The following is a 14548-nucleotide window of genomic DNA, read 5'->3' on the forward strand; positions in this document are numbered from 1 at the left end:
TGTGCGGGTTGAGCTTGCGCGCAGCCATGTCTTCGATCATACGCTGACGCAGCGGACTGACGGTGTTAGTCTTGCTCATGGGGAGCTCCATTCTGAGTGAGGCTTGCAACACCTCGATTCTCAGGACGGGGCTCTCCAGTGCTACTACTATCCTCTCAACCGGCTACCGGCCTCTCGGCTCTTGCTCCCGCGCAGCGGGCTGGAGCGCAGCGACTTTGTGCTGTGGCCCTTCGCGACATTTTGCGCTGCCGCGTGAGCTTGGTCGCCAGTGGGGCAAAGCAGACATCGGCTTAGTCGCGTCACGCAAGTTTATTGGTAGACGGCCTAGACTAAGACTAGCGTCCGATCCCCCGCTTCATTCCAATCGACCAGGAAATTCCCTCCCCGCCGACGCTGCCGCTGACCATTTGGCCGCGCGCCCGTTCCAGAACCGGCCGCCAGGGCACCAGCGCGAAGTCATGCGACCGCTCGATCAGCGCGTACCGTCCGCTGTTGAGCGTGAGCATACGACGATAGATGCCAGTCAGGTTGTCACCGGCTTTCACCTCGATGTGGTCAAGCCCCGTCCGCGCCGAAATGTCCGCAGCCACCTTAGCGAGCTCACGCGCCTCAAGGGTCTGCAGCAAGTCCCGTGCATAACGCACCTCCCCGCCCTGCTCGCGCGCAAGCCCCTGTTCGATCAGCCATTGCCGCCTTGCTCGGAGCGAGGTCTCGACTTCCGCACCCATTCCGGTCGGCCCAAGAGCCGCAGGCATTTTGGCGAGGAGCTGGCGATCAAGCCAGGTCGCCCCCAGGGCCTGCGGCAGGTCCTCCAACCTCTGGCATGACAGCACAGTAAGCCGAACCGGATTCCGCGAACGCTGGACCGCCTCATATCGCAGCGCCCGCTCAAGGTAATCCTCGCCAACATTCCAGCGACCGTCAGGGAGGCGGTCGACCATGCCTTGGCGTCGCAGCGCTTCCAGCCGGCGAACGTGGGATGCGATGTATTCACCGGAGGCTTGAGGATCGAACTCACGGTGCAAGGTGTCGCTGTAGATGCCATGCCGGCTGGCGGCGATCTTTGCTATCGTCCGATCGATCTCGCGCGGCTCAGCCCGGCGAGTCCTGAGCTCAACGACGGTATCCCGGACGAGCTGCTCTTCGTTGGCGGACAGAGCGCCAATCTCGGCGTAATGCGTCCGCCCGTCGATGCCGTCGATCACGACATAGCGGTGCTCGCTTAGTTCGTCCGAAAAACCTTCGCCGACAACGCGCCCGATCAGACGCTGATCGCCGCGTTCCGGGTCGAAGATCGTATAGCTGCCGGCTGGACGAGAAACACCTGCCGCGGCAAGCTCGCGATGCATTGTCTTGATGATGTCGCCGCGCTCCCCCATACGCCTGAGCTTACCCTCCAGCTCGGCATCGATCCGCCAACGGCCGGGACTTTCCTCCTGCGCCAGCCCCATCCGCTCAAGCGTCCGCAATCGTCCCATTCGGGTGGCGTGCCAAGCCGGCTCCTTTGCGGGCTTTGCACTGAGTTCAAGACGTCCCTCCGGTGCATCGCGCAGGATCAGCCGGTCGAGACGCGTGAACCGTTCTGCCGTGACCTCCTGCTGAAGCTTGCGAGCGGCCTCGATCTCAGTTTCGGGACCAAGCTCACGTGTGACGAGATCGGCGGCGCGGGCCCGCAAACCATGCGCGATGTAGTCTCGGGCAATCACGAGGTCATGTCCCTCATCGTCCTTTCCGCGGATCACGAGGTGAGTATGGGGATGCCCCGTGTTGAAATGATCCGCCGCGACCCAGTCGAGCTTGGTGCCCAAGTCCTGCTCCATCTGCCGCACGAGGTCACGGATGAATGGCTTCAGGTCCGAGAGTTCTGCGCTGTCTTCCGGCGCGACGATGAACCGGAACTGATGGCGGTCTCCGGCGCAGCGCTCAGTGAAAGCCTTGCCGTCAGCGCGGTCATTGCCTCTGCCATACAGCTCACCCGGTTGGCCATCACGCGTCACGCCGTCACGCTGAACGTATCGCAGGTGCGCCCGGACGGCGCCCGTGTCGCCTGCCTTGATGCGCACGATCCGCGCCTTGATCACGACGCGTCTCCGGCCCGCCATGCGGGTGCGTCCGGCAAGCGTCGCACCATAGGCGTGTCCGCGACCGATCCGACCGCCCGTAAACGAGGAAGCTCGCCGCGAACTCGCGCCGATCTTTTGCGTCTCCTGGCGGACACGCCGAAGATAGCTGGTTGCTCTCTTGGCTTTGCGATTGCCGATCCGCCCGAGCTTCACTTCGAATTCGTCATCGATCTCTTGCATGGCCTCGTCCGCTTCAAGAACACGGCCGATATGTGGAGCCGACGGTCGCGCGCCAAGACGCAGACGCAATCAAGCTGGACCGTCATGGCAGTCAGCCTGGTCTGGCGACATTGCGCGGGCAGATGGCGCCAACTCTGGGATGTGCAGACAACGACTTAGTGCCGACAAGGCGCGAGTGCTTTTATCTTGCTCTCCCGCCTGTTCCGCTCGATCGCTTTGTCTCTATTGATTAGCTTGCCTCGCGCGCTACCCAATGACGTAGCTGTCGATCAGGGAAAGCAATATACGGTCCGTTCCGAGGGCGTAAGGCTCACAGAGTTTTCCACTTCAAATATCCGGATTCCAGGTCCAGAGGGGGTGCGCGACACCCAAAATATCGCAACCTAGGACCGGCCCAAAGTAGCGGGAATCGAACGAACGCGGGTGTGGCTGAAGGAGGAAAAACTCGCCTTCGACGAGCCGCATGCAGCCTTCCCAGGTTGGCAGTGGCCGCCCTTCCTCGTCCTTCTCGAGCACCTCGGCGATGACCTTTCCGTTGATGGATATGGTGCCAACTGGCTCGTTGGCGCGGCACACTTCATCACCGCCAGCTGCGGCGATCTGCTTAAGCAGCGGCACCGCGGCCGGTAGAACACGGTGCGCTATGATGACGAGCTCGATGGCGGGCGGCGGCTCGAAGACCGCGAGCTCACCAGGCAAGGGCAATCGCCGCTGCACATAGTAAAAGCCGAGTGGCGCGCTGCCTGAAGCATTGTAGATCAACCATGGCAGTTTGGGCGCAAACGACATCAGGATGGCTATGACCCCGGTACACATGGTCGACGCGATCCCGACGCGAGAGCCCACGATTTCAGGATCGACCAACATCGGACGTCGACTTTCGCTTGTTGGCCTGGGAATACTCCACTAAATCCTCAATGTGGTATCGGACATAACGCCCGTGCTTGCGATAGGCAGGTCCTGTGCCGTTCACCCGCATCTTCTCGAGCGTGTTCTTTGTGAGGCGTAGCCAGGCCGCAGCTTCCACAGTAGTGAGAAATGGCTTTTCTGGATCTCTCGCTTCACTCTTCGTCATCATCGACCCTCCTCTTCCAGCTCCGGCACAGCCGCGAGATGCAAGACGAAACGTCGTCAATCGGGAGAGATTTTGGGAGTGGCGAAGACAAACGTCTCTGTTTCGCCATCCGCTAAGAGCAAATATGGTCAAATGACTGGGGGGACCAAGGCGGACGAAACTTTCCGGCCAATGATCCGCTCGCCGGTGTCGGTCTGGAGGCGATAGACGCGGGTCGAATCCTTCGGCAGCCGTTTCCAGCTCGGCAGCAGCAGCCCAGCGACGACGTGGATCGTGCTCTCGGTGAACTCCGGCACGTCTTTGAGCTCAGCTCTCCAGGCTACACTGAACGGCTCGTGGTCTGCCTCGATCCAATGGCTTTCGACCATGGCCTTCGGCGAGGTGCTGTGGCTTTCCATGGGCCGGACCAGTTTGACGCGCGGCTCGATTTCGCCATCGTCACGCATCAGGCTCGGAGCTGCGACTTGCACCGCCGCGCGGCCGGAGCGTTCGTTCACCAGCAGGACTGCGCGGCGATCCGACAGAAGGCCGAGGGCGTCATCCAGTATGAGCGGCCGGTTGCGCTCGCGCTGGAGGATCGTGAGAAGCCGCGTCTCGGCACCGGTTGCGGAATGGGTGTAGATGGCGCGCCGATCCGTGACGATGAAGCTTTCGGCGCGAAGCGTTTCCAGGCCCGCATCATAGGTTCCGGACGCGATTGCGCCTTCGATCCGAGCCGTCAGCAGCTGTTCGAACACGGTGAACAGCACGTTTTGCAGCCCGATGGTCAGCGCCAAAAGACGGTTGAGGAAGGTCGTGATCGGCGGCAGCTCATCCCTGATGCCATTGGTCGACGAGCTTCCGCCCGGTCGCAGTCTCGAACATCTCAAGAGAGCAACCATCCACCTTGCCCCGGACCGGGAGCAAATAAAGTTGGCGCAAGGCATCGCGGCCGTAGATGCTTTCGAGATTGTCCTCGGGCCGAAATAGCCCCTGCCCGCCGGTCTGACGCTGACCGCGGGTGATGGCGCCGAGCGTATGGAGGCGGCGCGCAATCGTGCTGAGAAAGCGCTTTTCGGCCTTCACGTCGGTCGCAATGGGACGAAAGAGCGGCGGCTGCGCCTGATTGGTCCTGTTGGTGCGGCCAAGCCCCTGGATTGCTGCATCGGCCTTCCAGCCGGGTTCGAGCAGGTAGTGCACCCGCAGGCTGCGATTACGCGCCGACAGCTCGGCGTGGTAACTGCGCCCCGTCCCGCCGGCATCCGAGAAGATGAGAATGCGCTTGAGATCGTCCATGAAGGCCGCGGTCTCCACGAGGTTCGCCGAACCGGCGCGGCTCTCGACCATGAGGCGGTCGTGCTTGCGGATGATCCGGCGCGAGCGGCCGGTGACTTCGGCGACCCTGTCGGTACCGAAGCGCTGGACGATCTGGTCGAGCGCGCTGGGCACGGGCGCGAGCGAGGCAAGCTTCTCGATCAGGCAGTCGCGCCGCGCAACCGCGTCCCGGCTCTCCACGGGCTGACCATCACGGTACACCGGCCGGGACGCAAGATTGCCTTCGGAGTCGGTGAAAGGCTCGTAAAGCTGGACCGGGAAGGAATGGGCGAGGTAGTCGAGCACGTATTCACGCGGCGTGATGTCAAGTTGCACATCGCCCCATTCCTCGGTCGAGATCTCCGCGAGCCGGCGTTCCATCAGCGCTTCGCCGGTCGAGACGATCTGGATGACGGCGGCATGCCCCTGTTCGAGATCGCGCTCGACGGCGCAGATCAAGGAAGGCGTCTTCATCGACGTCAGCAAATGGCCGAAGAAGCGCTGCTTTGCCGATTCGAAGGCCGACCGGGCCGCGGACTTTGCCTGGGCGTTCAAGGTCCCGGTCTCGCCGGTGATGTTGGCCGCTCGCATCGCGGCATTGAGATTGTTATGGATGATGCTGAAGGCACCCGCATAGGCATCGTAGATGCCGATCTGTTCGGGGGTGAGGTGATGCTCGATCAGTTCATATTCGACGCCCTGGTAGAAAAGGGATCGCGCCGCATAGAGACCAAGCGCCTTGAGGTCGCGTGCCAGCACATCCATTGCCGCGACACCGCCCGCCTCGACCGCCGCGACGAACTCGGCGTGCGTGGCGAACGGGAAATCGTGACCGCCCCACAAGCCGAGCCGCTGGGCATAAGCGAGGTTGTGAACGGTCGTGGCACCGGTGGCGGACACGTAGTCCACCCGTGCATTGGGCAGCGCGTGCTGAAGCCGCAGACCTGCGCGTCCCTGCTGCGAGGCGGCCTGCTCGCCGCGCTCGCCCTTGCCGCCCGCGGCGTTCTGCATGGCGTGACTCTCGCCGAAAACGACCACTCCGTCGAAATCGGAACCCAACCATTCGACGATCTGCCGGACACGCGAAGGCTTTTCGCCGCGCTCATCGATGCTACCCGCCCGTGTCGCGCTTTGTGATGTCCTCAGATATCCGCGCGCGTCTTTGTCTCTGCATCATAGATTCTGATCCGAAGCATGGGAGGCCGCTTCTTCAGCTCCTCCGCACCGGTCTTGGTCCCATCCCTGGTCGCAAAATTCGGCCTAGAGCCGGCCATCAACTTCGAGCGCGTTACCTGAAGCCGGCAATTCACGGGCAGTTGCAACCATCTTATAACTTTGCTCAACGCTTAGATCACAACGGCCCACCCCGAGTCGCCCCGATGCGCGCCAGTGAGCCAGCATTGTTGAATTTTCCGGCCAAGCGGCACGGGCGTCGATTCGCTGCATCCCAAGACATCCAAGACACATCCACGAGCATCCAAGACACAACCAAGGTGCCTTCAAGGATGCGCGTTGGCGTCATCGGAACAATCGGCCGGTTTGCCGCCCGATCGGATGCACGCACGGTACAGCCAGGGCGCCACATAGCTGCCTGCCCATATCCCGCGAGCTGAACGATCCGCTTCGCGCTCCGCGGCTCGATACCGGCCGCCGGAATAGTTCGGCCAATCCAGAGCGAGACCGTTGCTGACCAGCCATTCCCCGAGATCGACGGACCCGACAAAACATGTCGCCACGGTACGTCCATATTGGTCCTCGTACATCGAGGAGCAACGCACCGGACGTTGGGCGATGAAACCATCGAGCTGATTTGCCGCGTTCGCGCCGCAGCGATAAAGTTTGAAGTCAGGACCCCGACACAGCTGAGTGCTTTCCGGCGCATCGATCCCCCAAAGGTAGATGCGGATACCCTGTATTTCCAGCGTATTACCATCGATGATGCTGGCCTGTCCGACGATGTCGGCAGCCAGCGCCGCCTTCGCGAACAGCAGAAGTATCAACAATAAAGGCGTTGCGCGCTTGCTCATGATCATGGCGGCCAATCGTCAGGAGAGTTTCCCAAAGGCCCTCGCGAGTTCGACAATTTCATCGGGGCGGCGACCGGGGCCTTGAGACCGGGCAGGTACGTCACTGATCCTAAGGCCGCCGGAGCTCATCAGTTCGCTCCCGCACGCCTTTGGTCAAAAAAGCGTGCAGAGCCACTTGGCTTGTCAGTCAATTTTGTAGGAGGCCTGCAAGAAGGTTCCCCATCGTTCCATGCGGAATTTCGCCAGCGCAGGAATCTGAACTCGGTCGTGCTCCGAGTTGACGTTGAGGTTCCCTTCACTGTCCTTTCTCGTCCACATTGACCAATATCTGGCGCCAACTCCGATGCTGAAATTCTTGGTGAGGAAGTAGGAGAGCGCCCCTTCCACCTGCAGGCCTGCGCCACCGTCTCCGCGGTGATCGTAGAAAAATGTCTCTGGGCGGAGGAGGTGGTGGTCGCGCCCCCGGAACGAGGTCCATGGCAGGTAAGCGACGTCGGCGCTCACGCGCCAGCGTTCAAGCATCAAAGCCTCGGCGCTAATGCCGATGCGCGGCGCATTCCAATCGGTGTCTTGACTGCCGCTAATCTGCCCCTGCCACTGGAACTTCCCCGTGCAGGGCCAGGGCGGCGAGGACGAGGCGGTCTGCACGCAACCTATCGAATCCGACTTCTGGCTGTAGTTGGTCCATCCGACAAAGGCGCCCACCTTGTAGCTGCTGCCGCGCAGAAAATCATAGCCGACATCCGCCGTATAATACTCGAACCGCCCGTTCGCCTGTCTCAACAGCGTGTTGGAATAGGCCACCAATTTGTGGGCGCTCGAATCTTCGTCGTTCATCTTTCCTTTGTTGAAGCGTCCGAGACCCATATAGCCCTTCAGGAATATCCCCCAGGGGCTATCAAGGCGGCCGAACAACTCGCCGGACACTCCGTCCAGCCGATGATAAGTGAGCCTTGAATTGGGAACGCTTTCATCTCCTGGAAACCGCGGCGGATATGTGAAGTCCCACTGGAAAAGGCCGCGGCTGAGCCAGATCCGTGAGCCGCTCTCGAACGACCAGTCGCCGGTCGATAGAACCGGCTTGGTTTTGACGCTTGCTTCTGCCGGGTGCAGCGGCGCATCGACCCACTCCGTGTTCGGGTCGGCGCCAAAATGATAATTCAGGCCGATTTTGCCAATGTGGTAGTCGCTCGATAAGCGGCTCGTGCTGGCGGGGACGATGGCATAGGGCGGACCCTGCATGGTTGGAGGCGTCGCCACACGAGGACCGGCAAAGCCCATATAGTCGTACTCAAAATTGACGGACCAGGCAGGTGTGAGCTGCTGCTCGATGCCGACGCCGATTGTCGCGCCGAAGCGACCATCATCGAGGCGCGTCGAATAGCGCGGAAAGCCGGCAAAGTCGCCGTGCCGGAATTCGTTGTGATTGACGATCGCGCCGCGATTGTTTTGCCAGGCGGCGCCTGCCTTGACGTAGGCCAGCGTGTGGCCCTGCGGACCAAGAGTGTAACCCACACGAGCGGTTCCGGTGGCAAGGAAGCTTGGACCTGCGTTGCAGGTTGCGATCACAACCGCGCTGGAGAAGGCAAGACAGGTGTTTGTGCCGTCCGAGACAGCACGGCTCCCCTCCAGTTCGACGCCGAACACCCAGCGCTCCCACTGCCAGTTGTAGCCGATCTGTCCGCCGACCAGGAATGCAGGCGTATCAACGACGTCCCCGTAAATTGATGGGCCATAGGGATCACTGAACGAGGTCCGGCCGTAGCCCCCGCCGACATGTCCGCCGATATATCCGCCGGTCCAGCTCCACAGTTTCGGCGCCACTGATTCCGGCCGCGTAAGATCTGCTGCATTGACCGCGCCGCTTGCAACGAGCGCAACCGTTGCGGCCCCCCAGGTAAGAACTTCAAATCGCATCATCACCCCATGATGTGCGTCATCACCGAACGAAGGTTGATGACACACAGGAATTTGCACCCATTCGTCAGTGGAGAGGGTGCGACATCTGCTTCAGGCATGCGGCCGCGGCGCCTGCATCAGGGACAGAGCGAGATGGACATGCTTCGAAGCTCACCGCCGGCAAGGGCAGACGGTCTCATCACTGTCCAAACCCGTCGCCTTCTTGATGCAGCTACGCCGCTTTACACACGCAGCATCGCGACTGCAGGATCCGGGCCAGCCCAAAACGGCCTTCATTGCCTCTGGTTCGTCGCGTGCAATATCGCGTTCGCGCAAGAATTGGCGATTTCGGACAAGGCTTGTGTTTGCTTTCGCACATAAGCGGCCACGGACCGCGCTAGCTGCTAGCGACCGCACGCGCGCCGTCTACGCAATGGCCATTCTCTTTAAATGGTGTTCGGGACTTAATGGTGGCGGAATCGCTTTGACCCATTTGGCGCGGACCTCGTCTGGAGCGAACATCCATTTGATGCGGGCGCCCCCGGCATCGACCGTCATCTTCGATGCGCATACCCCCGAAGCATCAAGCTCCCGACCAGCGAGCATCATTGATTGCTTTGAATCAGTCTCCCGGTGACGGCCCGATCCAGGTCGAACTGGGCGAGGCACAAGTTTCGTCGTGAAGGAGCGGTTTCGATGTTGATGAAGAGGGCGGCAAGCGTCGGGCGAGTCCCACGCTGCGTCGCTTGGCGATCTTTCTGCTGCTGGAAGATTGGCGCCATCGCGAGTGCAGTGAGCATGGCTGGATCGCGCCGGTTCGCACCCTCGCAAGTGCGCCTTCAATGCCGCTCACCGGGATCGGCCGCAGGCCGAGTCAGTCGAGCGCGACGCCCAGGCCATCGATCACGTGCTGAACGGGACCGGCGACACCTGCACTTGATATCTGCACCGGGTGGCTGGAAACCTGGACGGACTGTCGCCGGAGAGCCTCGGCGCCAGCGCGGACCCCTTTAGCGACCGAGCCGTTTCTCCACGCGCTTGCGCATAGCACCGACCTTCTTGACGACCTTTTTCACCGCCGACGCTGGCTTCAACGACTGGACAGGCGCATCAGGAAGCTCGCCGACGACGTCTGCCGCATCTTGTCGAGGTCGGCGGACATCGACACGCGATGGGCAACTCCTGGCTGCGAGGTCAACGACCCCGGCTTGCGCTGCGGCCGAACGCCCGTGAACTGGCGTTCCATGTCCGAGAGCCGCGCTGTAAGCAGTCGCGGTCGCGGTAGAAAGTCCTGCGCTGAGCATAAGGTGAGCCGAAATTTGATCTCGCATCGTCCTCACTCCGCCTGCGGCTGAACTGGTTGCGGTTATTTTTCGGTCTTCGGGGTCTTGGCAGTCAGGCACCCGGCTATGCAAGACGCGCTTTCGGCGCGTTCTGCTTGCCGCAGCAACTCGTCGCGCTCCTTGCCAGGCGGCAAGCTTCCGGCGTGATCGCGATCGTTCTTGGCTTCTTGCTGCGCGAGACGCTCTTGCAGCGGCACGGTTTGCTGCAGACCTCGCCGTCTTTTCACCGGCCGCTTTGTCGGTTGCCGGGTCATGATATGCGCGCCCGGGCGGCTGAAGAGCGCAGCCGACGTGGCCGGCGCTCGACCGGAATCCCGGATTCTGTCCGGCTACGTGGCGCTTGGGCCCTGCCACCTGGTACGCGACGGCCTGGTGCTGAAGCTTTCGTGCCCACCTCATCTCCAGCGTTCGATGACGTGGCGCGGCAAATTGAGGTCTTCCATGGCTTTCCTCCTAAGCGGCGGCGCATCTCTCGACCGATCCAAGCCGCATCGGTTTGCCGCCGCGCGGGTGCCGCGGGCTTTTGTCCAGCGCGCAGAGCGCTTCCATACTCTCGTCAACTGTCACGGGCGTTATCAGTCCTTTCGGACCCCGCAGCGACGTGCACGCCGCGATCGCGCATGCATCCGACGCCTCGACGCCACAGGACGGCGGAAAGGCTGAGGCGCGGGTGCGCGAAACCGCATCGCGCGGGCGCTCTAATGCGATACCGGGATGAAGGAAAGAGTTGAAATCGACAATGTAACCGCAGGGAGCGTTCGTCGGCCGCATGGTTGCCTCCTGTACGGCGCGAGTTGCAGCGTCCGCCGCGCGGGTCTGCGCGGCGGACGGATACAAGTGCAGGTCTCGTCAGGCGGCCCGGGAACCGATCTGGGTCACGTTGCTCGGAGCGGCACCGTTGATCGGGCTCTTAGGCTGTCGAAGATCCGATCTGAGGAAAAGGTGGTAGCCATGCTCGTCTCTCGCGACGATGCCATGGCATGGCTTTCGACTTCGATGATGTAGACGTTCGACATGATGCTCATTCGCTGACCTGCCGGTGTAATCGGGTTGGCTCGAAGATGGGTCAGCGACAAGGCGCCGGGTGCTGTAGAGAGGCAACTCAGGCCATGCGCTTTTGCGTAGGGTCGGTTGCCGCTGTTTGGGCCCAACGATGCCGACTCGTCTGCAGCAACCGCTACGCATCAGACGGAGCGGACGCTCGAGCGGTGGACTGCACCGCCAGTATGGCCCCAAGCATCGGACTTTCGTGCGCCGTCAAGCGCAAGTTTTTTTACTCCGCCTTGTTTGGCAAAACTACTTTCGCCTGCGGCTCCTATCGCGGGAGTGCGCTAACGCGCGATGCGGAGCACCGCGATCACTGAAAACTTTCATTTTCATTGACCTCTGCAGCGGTCAACATGATTGGACCACAACTGCTCATATTGAGATTCCGTGAGCACTCCAAAGGCAACGGTCATGTGTAGACCTGTTTTGATCTCTACCGGCGCACGGCCACGGGTGACGAAACCGGTGGCTGAAGGACGATCTGAACCTGATCACCGCGCCGACGAAATTCGTGAAATGACGGAGAAGTCTCGGCCAGCGAGATCGAAGCTCCGAATCACGAAAGCAAGCACTGCAAGTGATCACTGCTCAGCCGTAGCGCTGGGCGACAATTTACGATACCTTTTGCCGGCGGGTCCATAATGCGTACCCGAATCCAATCGCCTCGGGGACAGAAGGCGATCATCCGACCGCTTGATCCTTCGCACCCTCAGAGCTGGGATAATCCCGACAATGAGGAAATCTGGCTTGAGCTGGCGCGCGCCCTCGGGCGGCAGATGGCATGGGACGAAAACGACGGTTTGGAGCAGCCGAAGGAAGAACATGATGACGGGGCCAATAAAGAGGAAAGCCGTGTTATACGCCCGCTATTCGAGCGACATGCAAAAAGCGACCTCGATTGGCGGTCAGCTATTGCTCTGCCGGAAGATCGCTGCACGCAACAACCTAGATGTCACCGGTGAATTTGTTGATGCCGCCAAGTCTGGCCTTACCGAAGATGCGAGGGACGGCTATCAGCAATTGCTAAATGGTGTGCGAAACCATGCTTTTGATGTCGTCATCGTTGAGCATTTCGATCGCTTGTCGCGCGATCCCGCAACCATCCAGCGCCTCAAGCAGGTTTTCGAATTCAACGACGTAGAGCTCATGGATCAGAAAGGCGTCTATGCGACCGCCACCGACATCAGCATCGCAAGTCTCTGCAACACGATTTATAAGCCGCAGCTCGCCGACAAGGTCCGGCGTGGCGATGATAATGCTGTCGCTAGTGGAAGAATCCTGGCTCATACGCTTATAGTTACCGACCGATGCCGGGCGCACCCGGTGAGCGCGTGATCGATGAGAACGAAGCGAAGATCGTGCTCCGCATCTTCGCCGAATATGTGTCGGGGCGTTTAACCCGAGATATTGCGGCCGCTCTCACCCGCGAAGGCTTGCCCTCGCCTGGCGCCACCCCTCACAAGAACACAGCTGGTCGTACGACCTGGAATCATCAGTGCCTCACTGGCGGTCGCCACGGTCGCGGGATTATCGGCAACGAGCTGTATATCGGCGAAATACATTGGAACGTTCGCTCAACAATTCTTAACCCGGAAACGCAAAAGAAGCAGAAGCGCCGCAATCCGGAAGGCCGTCACATCATTGTCAAGAAGCCCGAGCTCCGGATTGTTCCGCAAGCGCTTTGGGATAGGGCGCAGAAGGTTCGCACCGCACGCGCCGTCCATATGTTCGGACCAACTGGCAAGCCGCGGCGCCCTCCTGTGATCCCGCGCAACAATGAGCACCCACTTGCCGGCGCCCTCCGGTGCGGTATCTGTAATGGGCATATGCGAATTGCTCAATCCTCCAGGAATGGCGCGCCACGCGCCGCATGTGCCAACGCGCATCAACGAGGTACCTGTGAGCACACCCGGAGCTTTGATATGGACGTGCTACTTGAGGACGTCGTAGGCAAAATGGAATTGAAATTGCTTTCGCCCAAAGCCATTGAAGAAGCGATGCGTGCTTGGAAGGAGGAGCGTAAGAAAGATCGGAAAAACAACAGCGGGCACGCAAACTTAAAGCCTCGACTCCGTACGTTGACTACCGAGATCGAACGCTTGTCATATGCCATCGCAAACAGCCGTCGCAAACCGGATGAGTTGCTCAAGCGGATCGATGAGTGCGACGTGGAACGAGAAACCGTCAAGGAGCACTTGCGGCTGCTGGGTAGCGGCAGCGAGAACGTAATCCCGTTCGACCATCCGAAGTTCGGTGATCGATACCGTTTGGAGGCTAAGAGAGTCATCACCGCGCTGAAGGTTAATCCGAAGGCCATCGAAACGCGCGTCGCCTTTCGCAACTTGATCGACAGCATCGTAGTGCATCCGGTCCGCAAGCGGATGCCCTACGAATATTCTTCGTATTTGAACAGCGCCGCCCTTTTCAGCATGAATCTGTTCCCCGAAAATCGCTGCGGAAGGAGAGAAATCAGTACGTTTGTCTACTATGATAACGTCAAGTCAGAGAACCCCGGATTAATCTAACAAGTCGCGATAGCCGCCCTTCATCAATTCGTTCCCTTTGCTGACGAGCCGGCGGGTTCGGTCTTTTAAGAACTGGCTGGGACCCTGCCACTCCTCAGCAACTTTTTTCTCTCCAAAGATATTGATCGCGATCTGGCGGTAGGTTTTGCCGTTCAGGCTCGCCTGAAGCGCGATAAGGGCATGGCGAAGCCGCAGCCGCTCGTCATTCGTAAACCGCGGCCTTTGAGTCGTCGTAGCATGTTCTCCTGTGAAGCGCTGCAGGTCCCTGAGCAACTCGGTTTGGCCTGAAAGATCCGTAAGACCATGCAACTCGAAGACCGGCGCAAATGGCGCGGTCAGCACGGCAAGGCCACCGATTTCAACCGGAATTTGCAAGCCCCTCCCCTTGAGGAGCACCAGCGGGTGGCCATCGACCCCGATGACTGCCCTTCGCTGGACGTTAAAATCAGCAAGCGTGCGCGCCGCACCCATCTGCTTCGGCGCCCTTGCAGCCAACCGCACAACCCGCTTGAACGCGCTTGTGTGCCAGAACACCGGAGCCTTATGGGGGCAGAGCCGAGGATCGGCGAAACTGTAGAGGCCCCATTTTTCAGCACGGGGAAAACGGCGGCGAAGGCGCAACAGCTGCGTCCCATCACTGAGCCTGATGCATGGCTGGTTTCGCGGCACGGACCTTCGCCAATCCGCGATATAGTCCTGATTTAGCCGTAAGAACTCCCACGCCCAGTCAACCCCATCATAATCGGCGGGATCGAAGGACGTCCTTTTCTCACTGGGACCACACGAAGAACAGACAGAAGAATTCAATGGCCCCCCACAGACAAGTTTGCCAGCACGAAACGTTCGGACCAAATGGGGCAAGAGAAGAACGCCGGTCACTACTTGTTCTCTTGGCCGCGACCTCCTCGCGTCATGACGCGAGAAATCTCTGACCTCAACGGCTTAACGATACACGTCGATGTCGAAAACGTCGATTCTATGTTACGATCGCCTTGCATGCCGATCCGGCGTGTCCATCGACTAAGCGAACTGAGAG

Annotated in this window: 10 protein-coding genes and 1 pseudogene; 2 read left to right on the top strand and 9 right to left on the bottom strand. The window is 60.4% G+C overall.

Going from position 1 to position 14548, the window contains the following annotated elements; translation table 11 throughout:
- Nucleotides 1-335: 335 nt before the first annotated feature.
- From rlxS to F758_RS51260, 8 genes and pseudogenes are all read right to left on the bottom strand, one after another.
- On the bottom strand, nt 336-2303 hold the full coding sequence (rlxS, locus tag F758_RS0138985) for a relaxase/mobilization nuclease RlxS (RefSeq protein WP_024512898.1): 1968 nt from the start codon (nt 2301-2303) through the stop codon (nt 336-338).
- A gap of 327 nt (nt 2304-2630) precedes the next feature.
- A complete protein-coding gene (locus F758_RS0138990; protein WP_024512899.1) occupies nt 2631-3170 on the bottom strand; it encodes a S26 family signal peptidase in 540 nt (179 codons plus the stop codon).
- Complete coding sequence (locus F758_RS48795; protein ID WP_084306030.1) at nt 3154-3381, bottom strand: helix-turn-helix domain-containing protein; 228 nt, start codon at nt 3379-3381, stop codon at nt 3154-3156. The genes F758_RS0138990 and F758_RS48795 overlap by 17 nt, the downstream gene beginning before the upstream one ends.
- A gap of 128 nt (nt 3382-3509) precedes the next feature.
- Nucleotides 3510-5778 (bottom strand): annotated as a pseudogene (locus tag F758_RS45640) (strawberry notch C-terminal domain-containing protein); the annotation flags it as partial.
- Nucleotides 5779-6170: 392 nt separating this feature from the next.
- On the bottom strand, nt 6171-6704 hold the full coding sequence (locus tag F758_RS0139005) for a thermonuclease family protein (protein ID WP_024512900.1): 534 nt from the start codon (nt 6702-6704) through the stop codon (nt 6171-6173).
- A 177-nt stretch (nt 6705-6881) separates the two neighbouring features.
- Complete coding sequence (locus F758_RS0139010) at nt 6882-8618, bottom strand: outer membrane beta-barrel protein (protein ID WP_349543937.1); 1737 nt, start codon at nt 8616-8618, stop codon at nt 6882-6884.
- Nucleotides 8619-9202: 584 nt separating this feature from the next.
- Nucleotides 9203-9397, bottom strand: a complete 195-nt coding sequence (locus tag F758_RS0139020) for a hypothetical protein (protein ID WP_024512903.1) — start codon at nt 9395-9397, stop codon at nt 9203-9205.
- Between the two features lie 290 nt (nt 9398-9687).
- Entirely contained in the window at nt 9688-9843 is a 156-nt protein-coding gene (locus F758_RS51260) for a hypothetical protein (protein ID WP_198026677.1), read from the bottom strand.
- Between the two features lie 1966 nt (nt 9844-11809).
- Between F758_RS51260 and F758_RS52435 the strand changes: the two genes are divergently transcribed.
- On the top strand, nt 11810-12322 hold the full coding sequence (locus F758_RS52435) for a recombinase family protein (protein WP_024512907.1): 513 nt from the start codon (nt 11810-11812) through the stop codon (nt 12320-12322).
- Nucleotides 12319-13512, top strand: coding sequence for a recombinase family protein (locus F758_RS45650; protein ID WP_245286723.1), 1194 nt, complete (start codon nt 12319-12321; stop codon nt 13510-13512). Before F758_RS52435 ends, F758_RS45650 begins: the two co-directional genes overlap by 4 nt.
- Here the strand turns inward: F758_RS45650 and F758_RS46920 are convergent.
- Nucleotides 13504-14391 carry a DUF2285 domain-containing protein gene (locus F758_RS46920; RefSeq protein ID WP_502689221.1) on the bottom strand — a complete coding sequence of 296 codons (888 nt, stop codon included), beginning with the start codon at nt 14389-14391 and terminating at the stop codon, nt 13504-13506. The genes F758_RS45650 and F758_RS46920 overlap by 9 nt on opposite strands.
- Between the last annotated feature and the right edge of the window lie 157 nt (nt 14392-14548).

Origin of the sequence: Bradyrhizobium sp. ARR65 (assembly GCF_000472385.1) — a bacterium.
Taxonomy (GTDB): Bacteria; Pseudomonadota; Alphaproteobacteria; order Rhizobiales; family Xanthobacteraceae; genus Bradyrhizobium.

Excerpts from the sequence above, each read along its gene's own strand:
- rlxS (WP_024512898.1), bottom strand. The coding sequence starts at position 2,303 with ATGCAAGAGATCGATGACGAATTCGAAGTGAAGCTCGGGCGGATCGGC.
- F758_RS0138990 (WP_024512899.1), bottom strand. The coding sequence starts at position 3,170 with ATGTTGGTCGATCCTGAAATCGTGGGCTCTCGCGTCGGGATCGCGTCG.
- F758_RS48795 (WP_084306030.1), bottom strand. The coding sequence starts at position 3,381 with ATGATGACGAAGAGTGAAGCGAGAGATCCAGAAAAGCCATTTCTCACT.
- F758_RS0139005 (WP_024512900.1), bottom strand. The coding sequence starts at position 6,704 with ATGATCATGAGCAAGCGCGCAACGCCTTTATTGTTGATACTTCTGCTG.
- F758_RS0139010 (WP_349543937.1), bottom strand. The coding sequence starts at position 8,618 with ATGATGCGATTTGAAGTTCTTACCTGGGGGGCCGCAACGGTTGCGCTC.
- F758_RS0139020 (WP_024512903.1), bottom strand. The coding sequence starts at position 9,397 with ATGCTCACTGCACTCGCGATGGCGCCAATCTTCCAGCAGCAGAAAGAT.
- F758_RS51260 (WP_198026677.1), bottom strand. The coding sequence starts at position 9,843 with ATGGAACGCCAGTTCACGGGCGTTCGGCCGCAGCGCAAGCCGGGGTCG.
- F758_RS52435 (WP_024512907.1), top strand. The coding sequence starts at position 11,810 with ATGATGACGGGGCCAATAAAGAGGAAAGCCGTGTTATACGCCCGCTAT.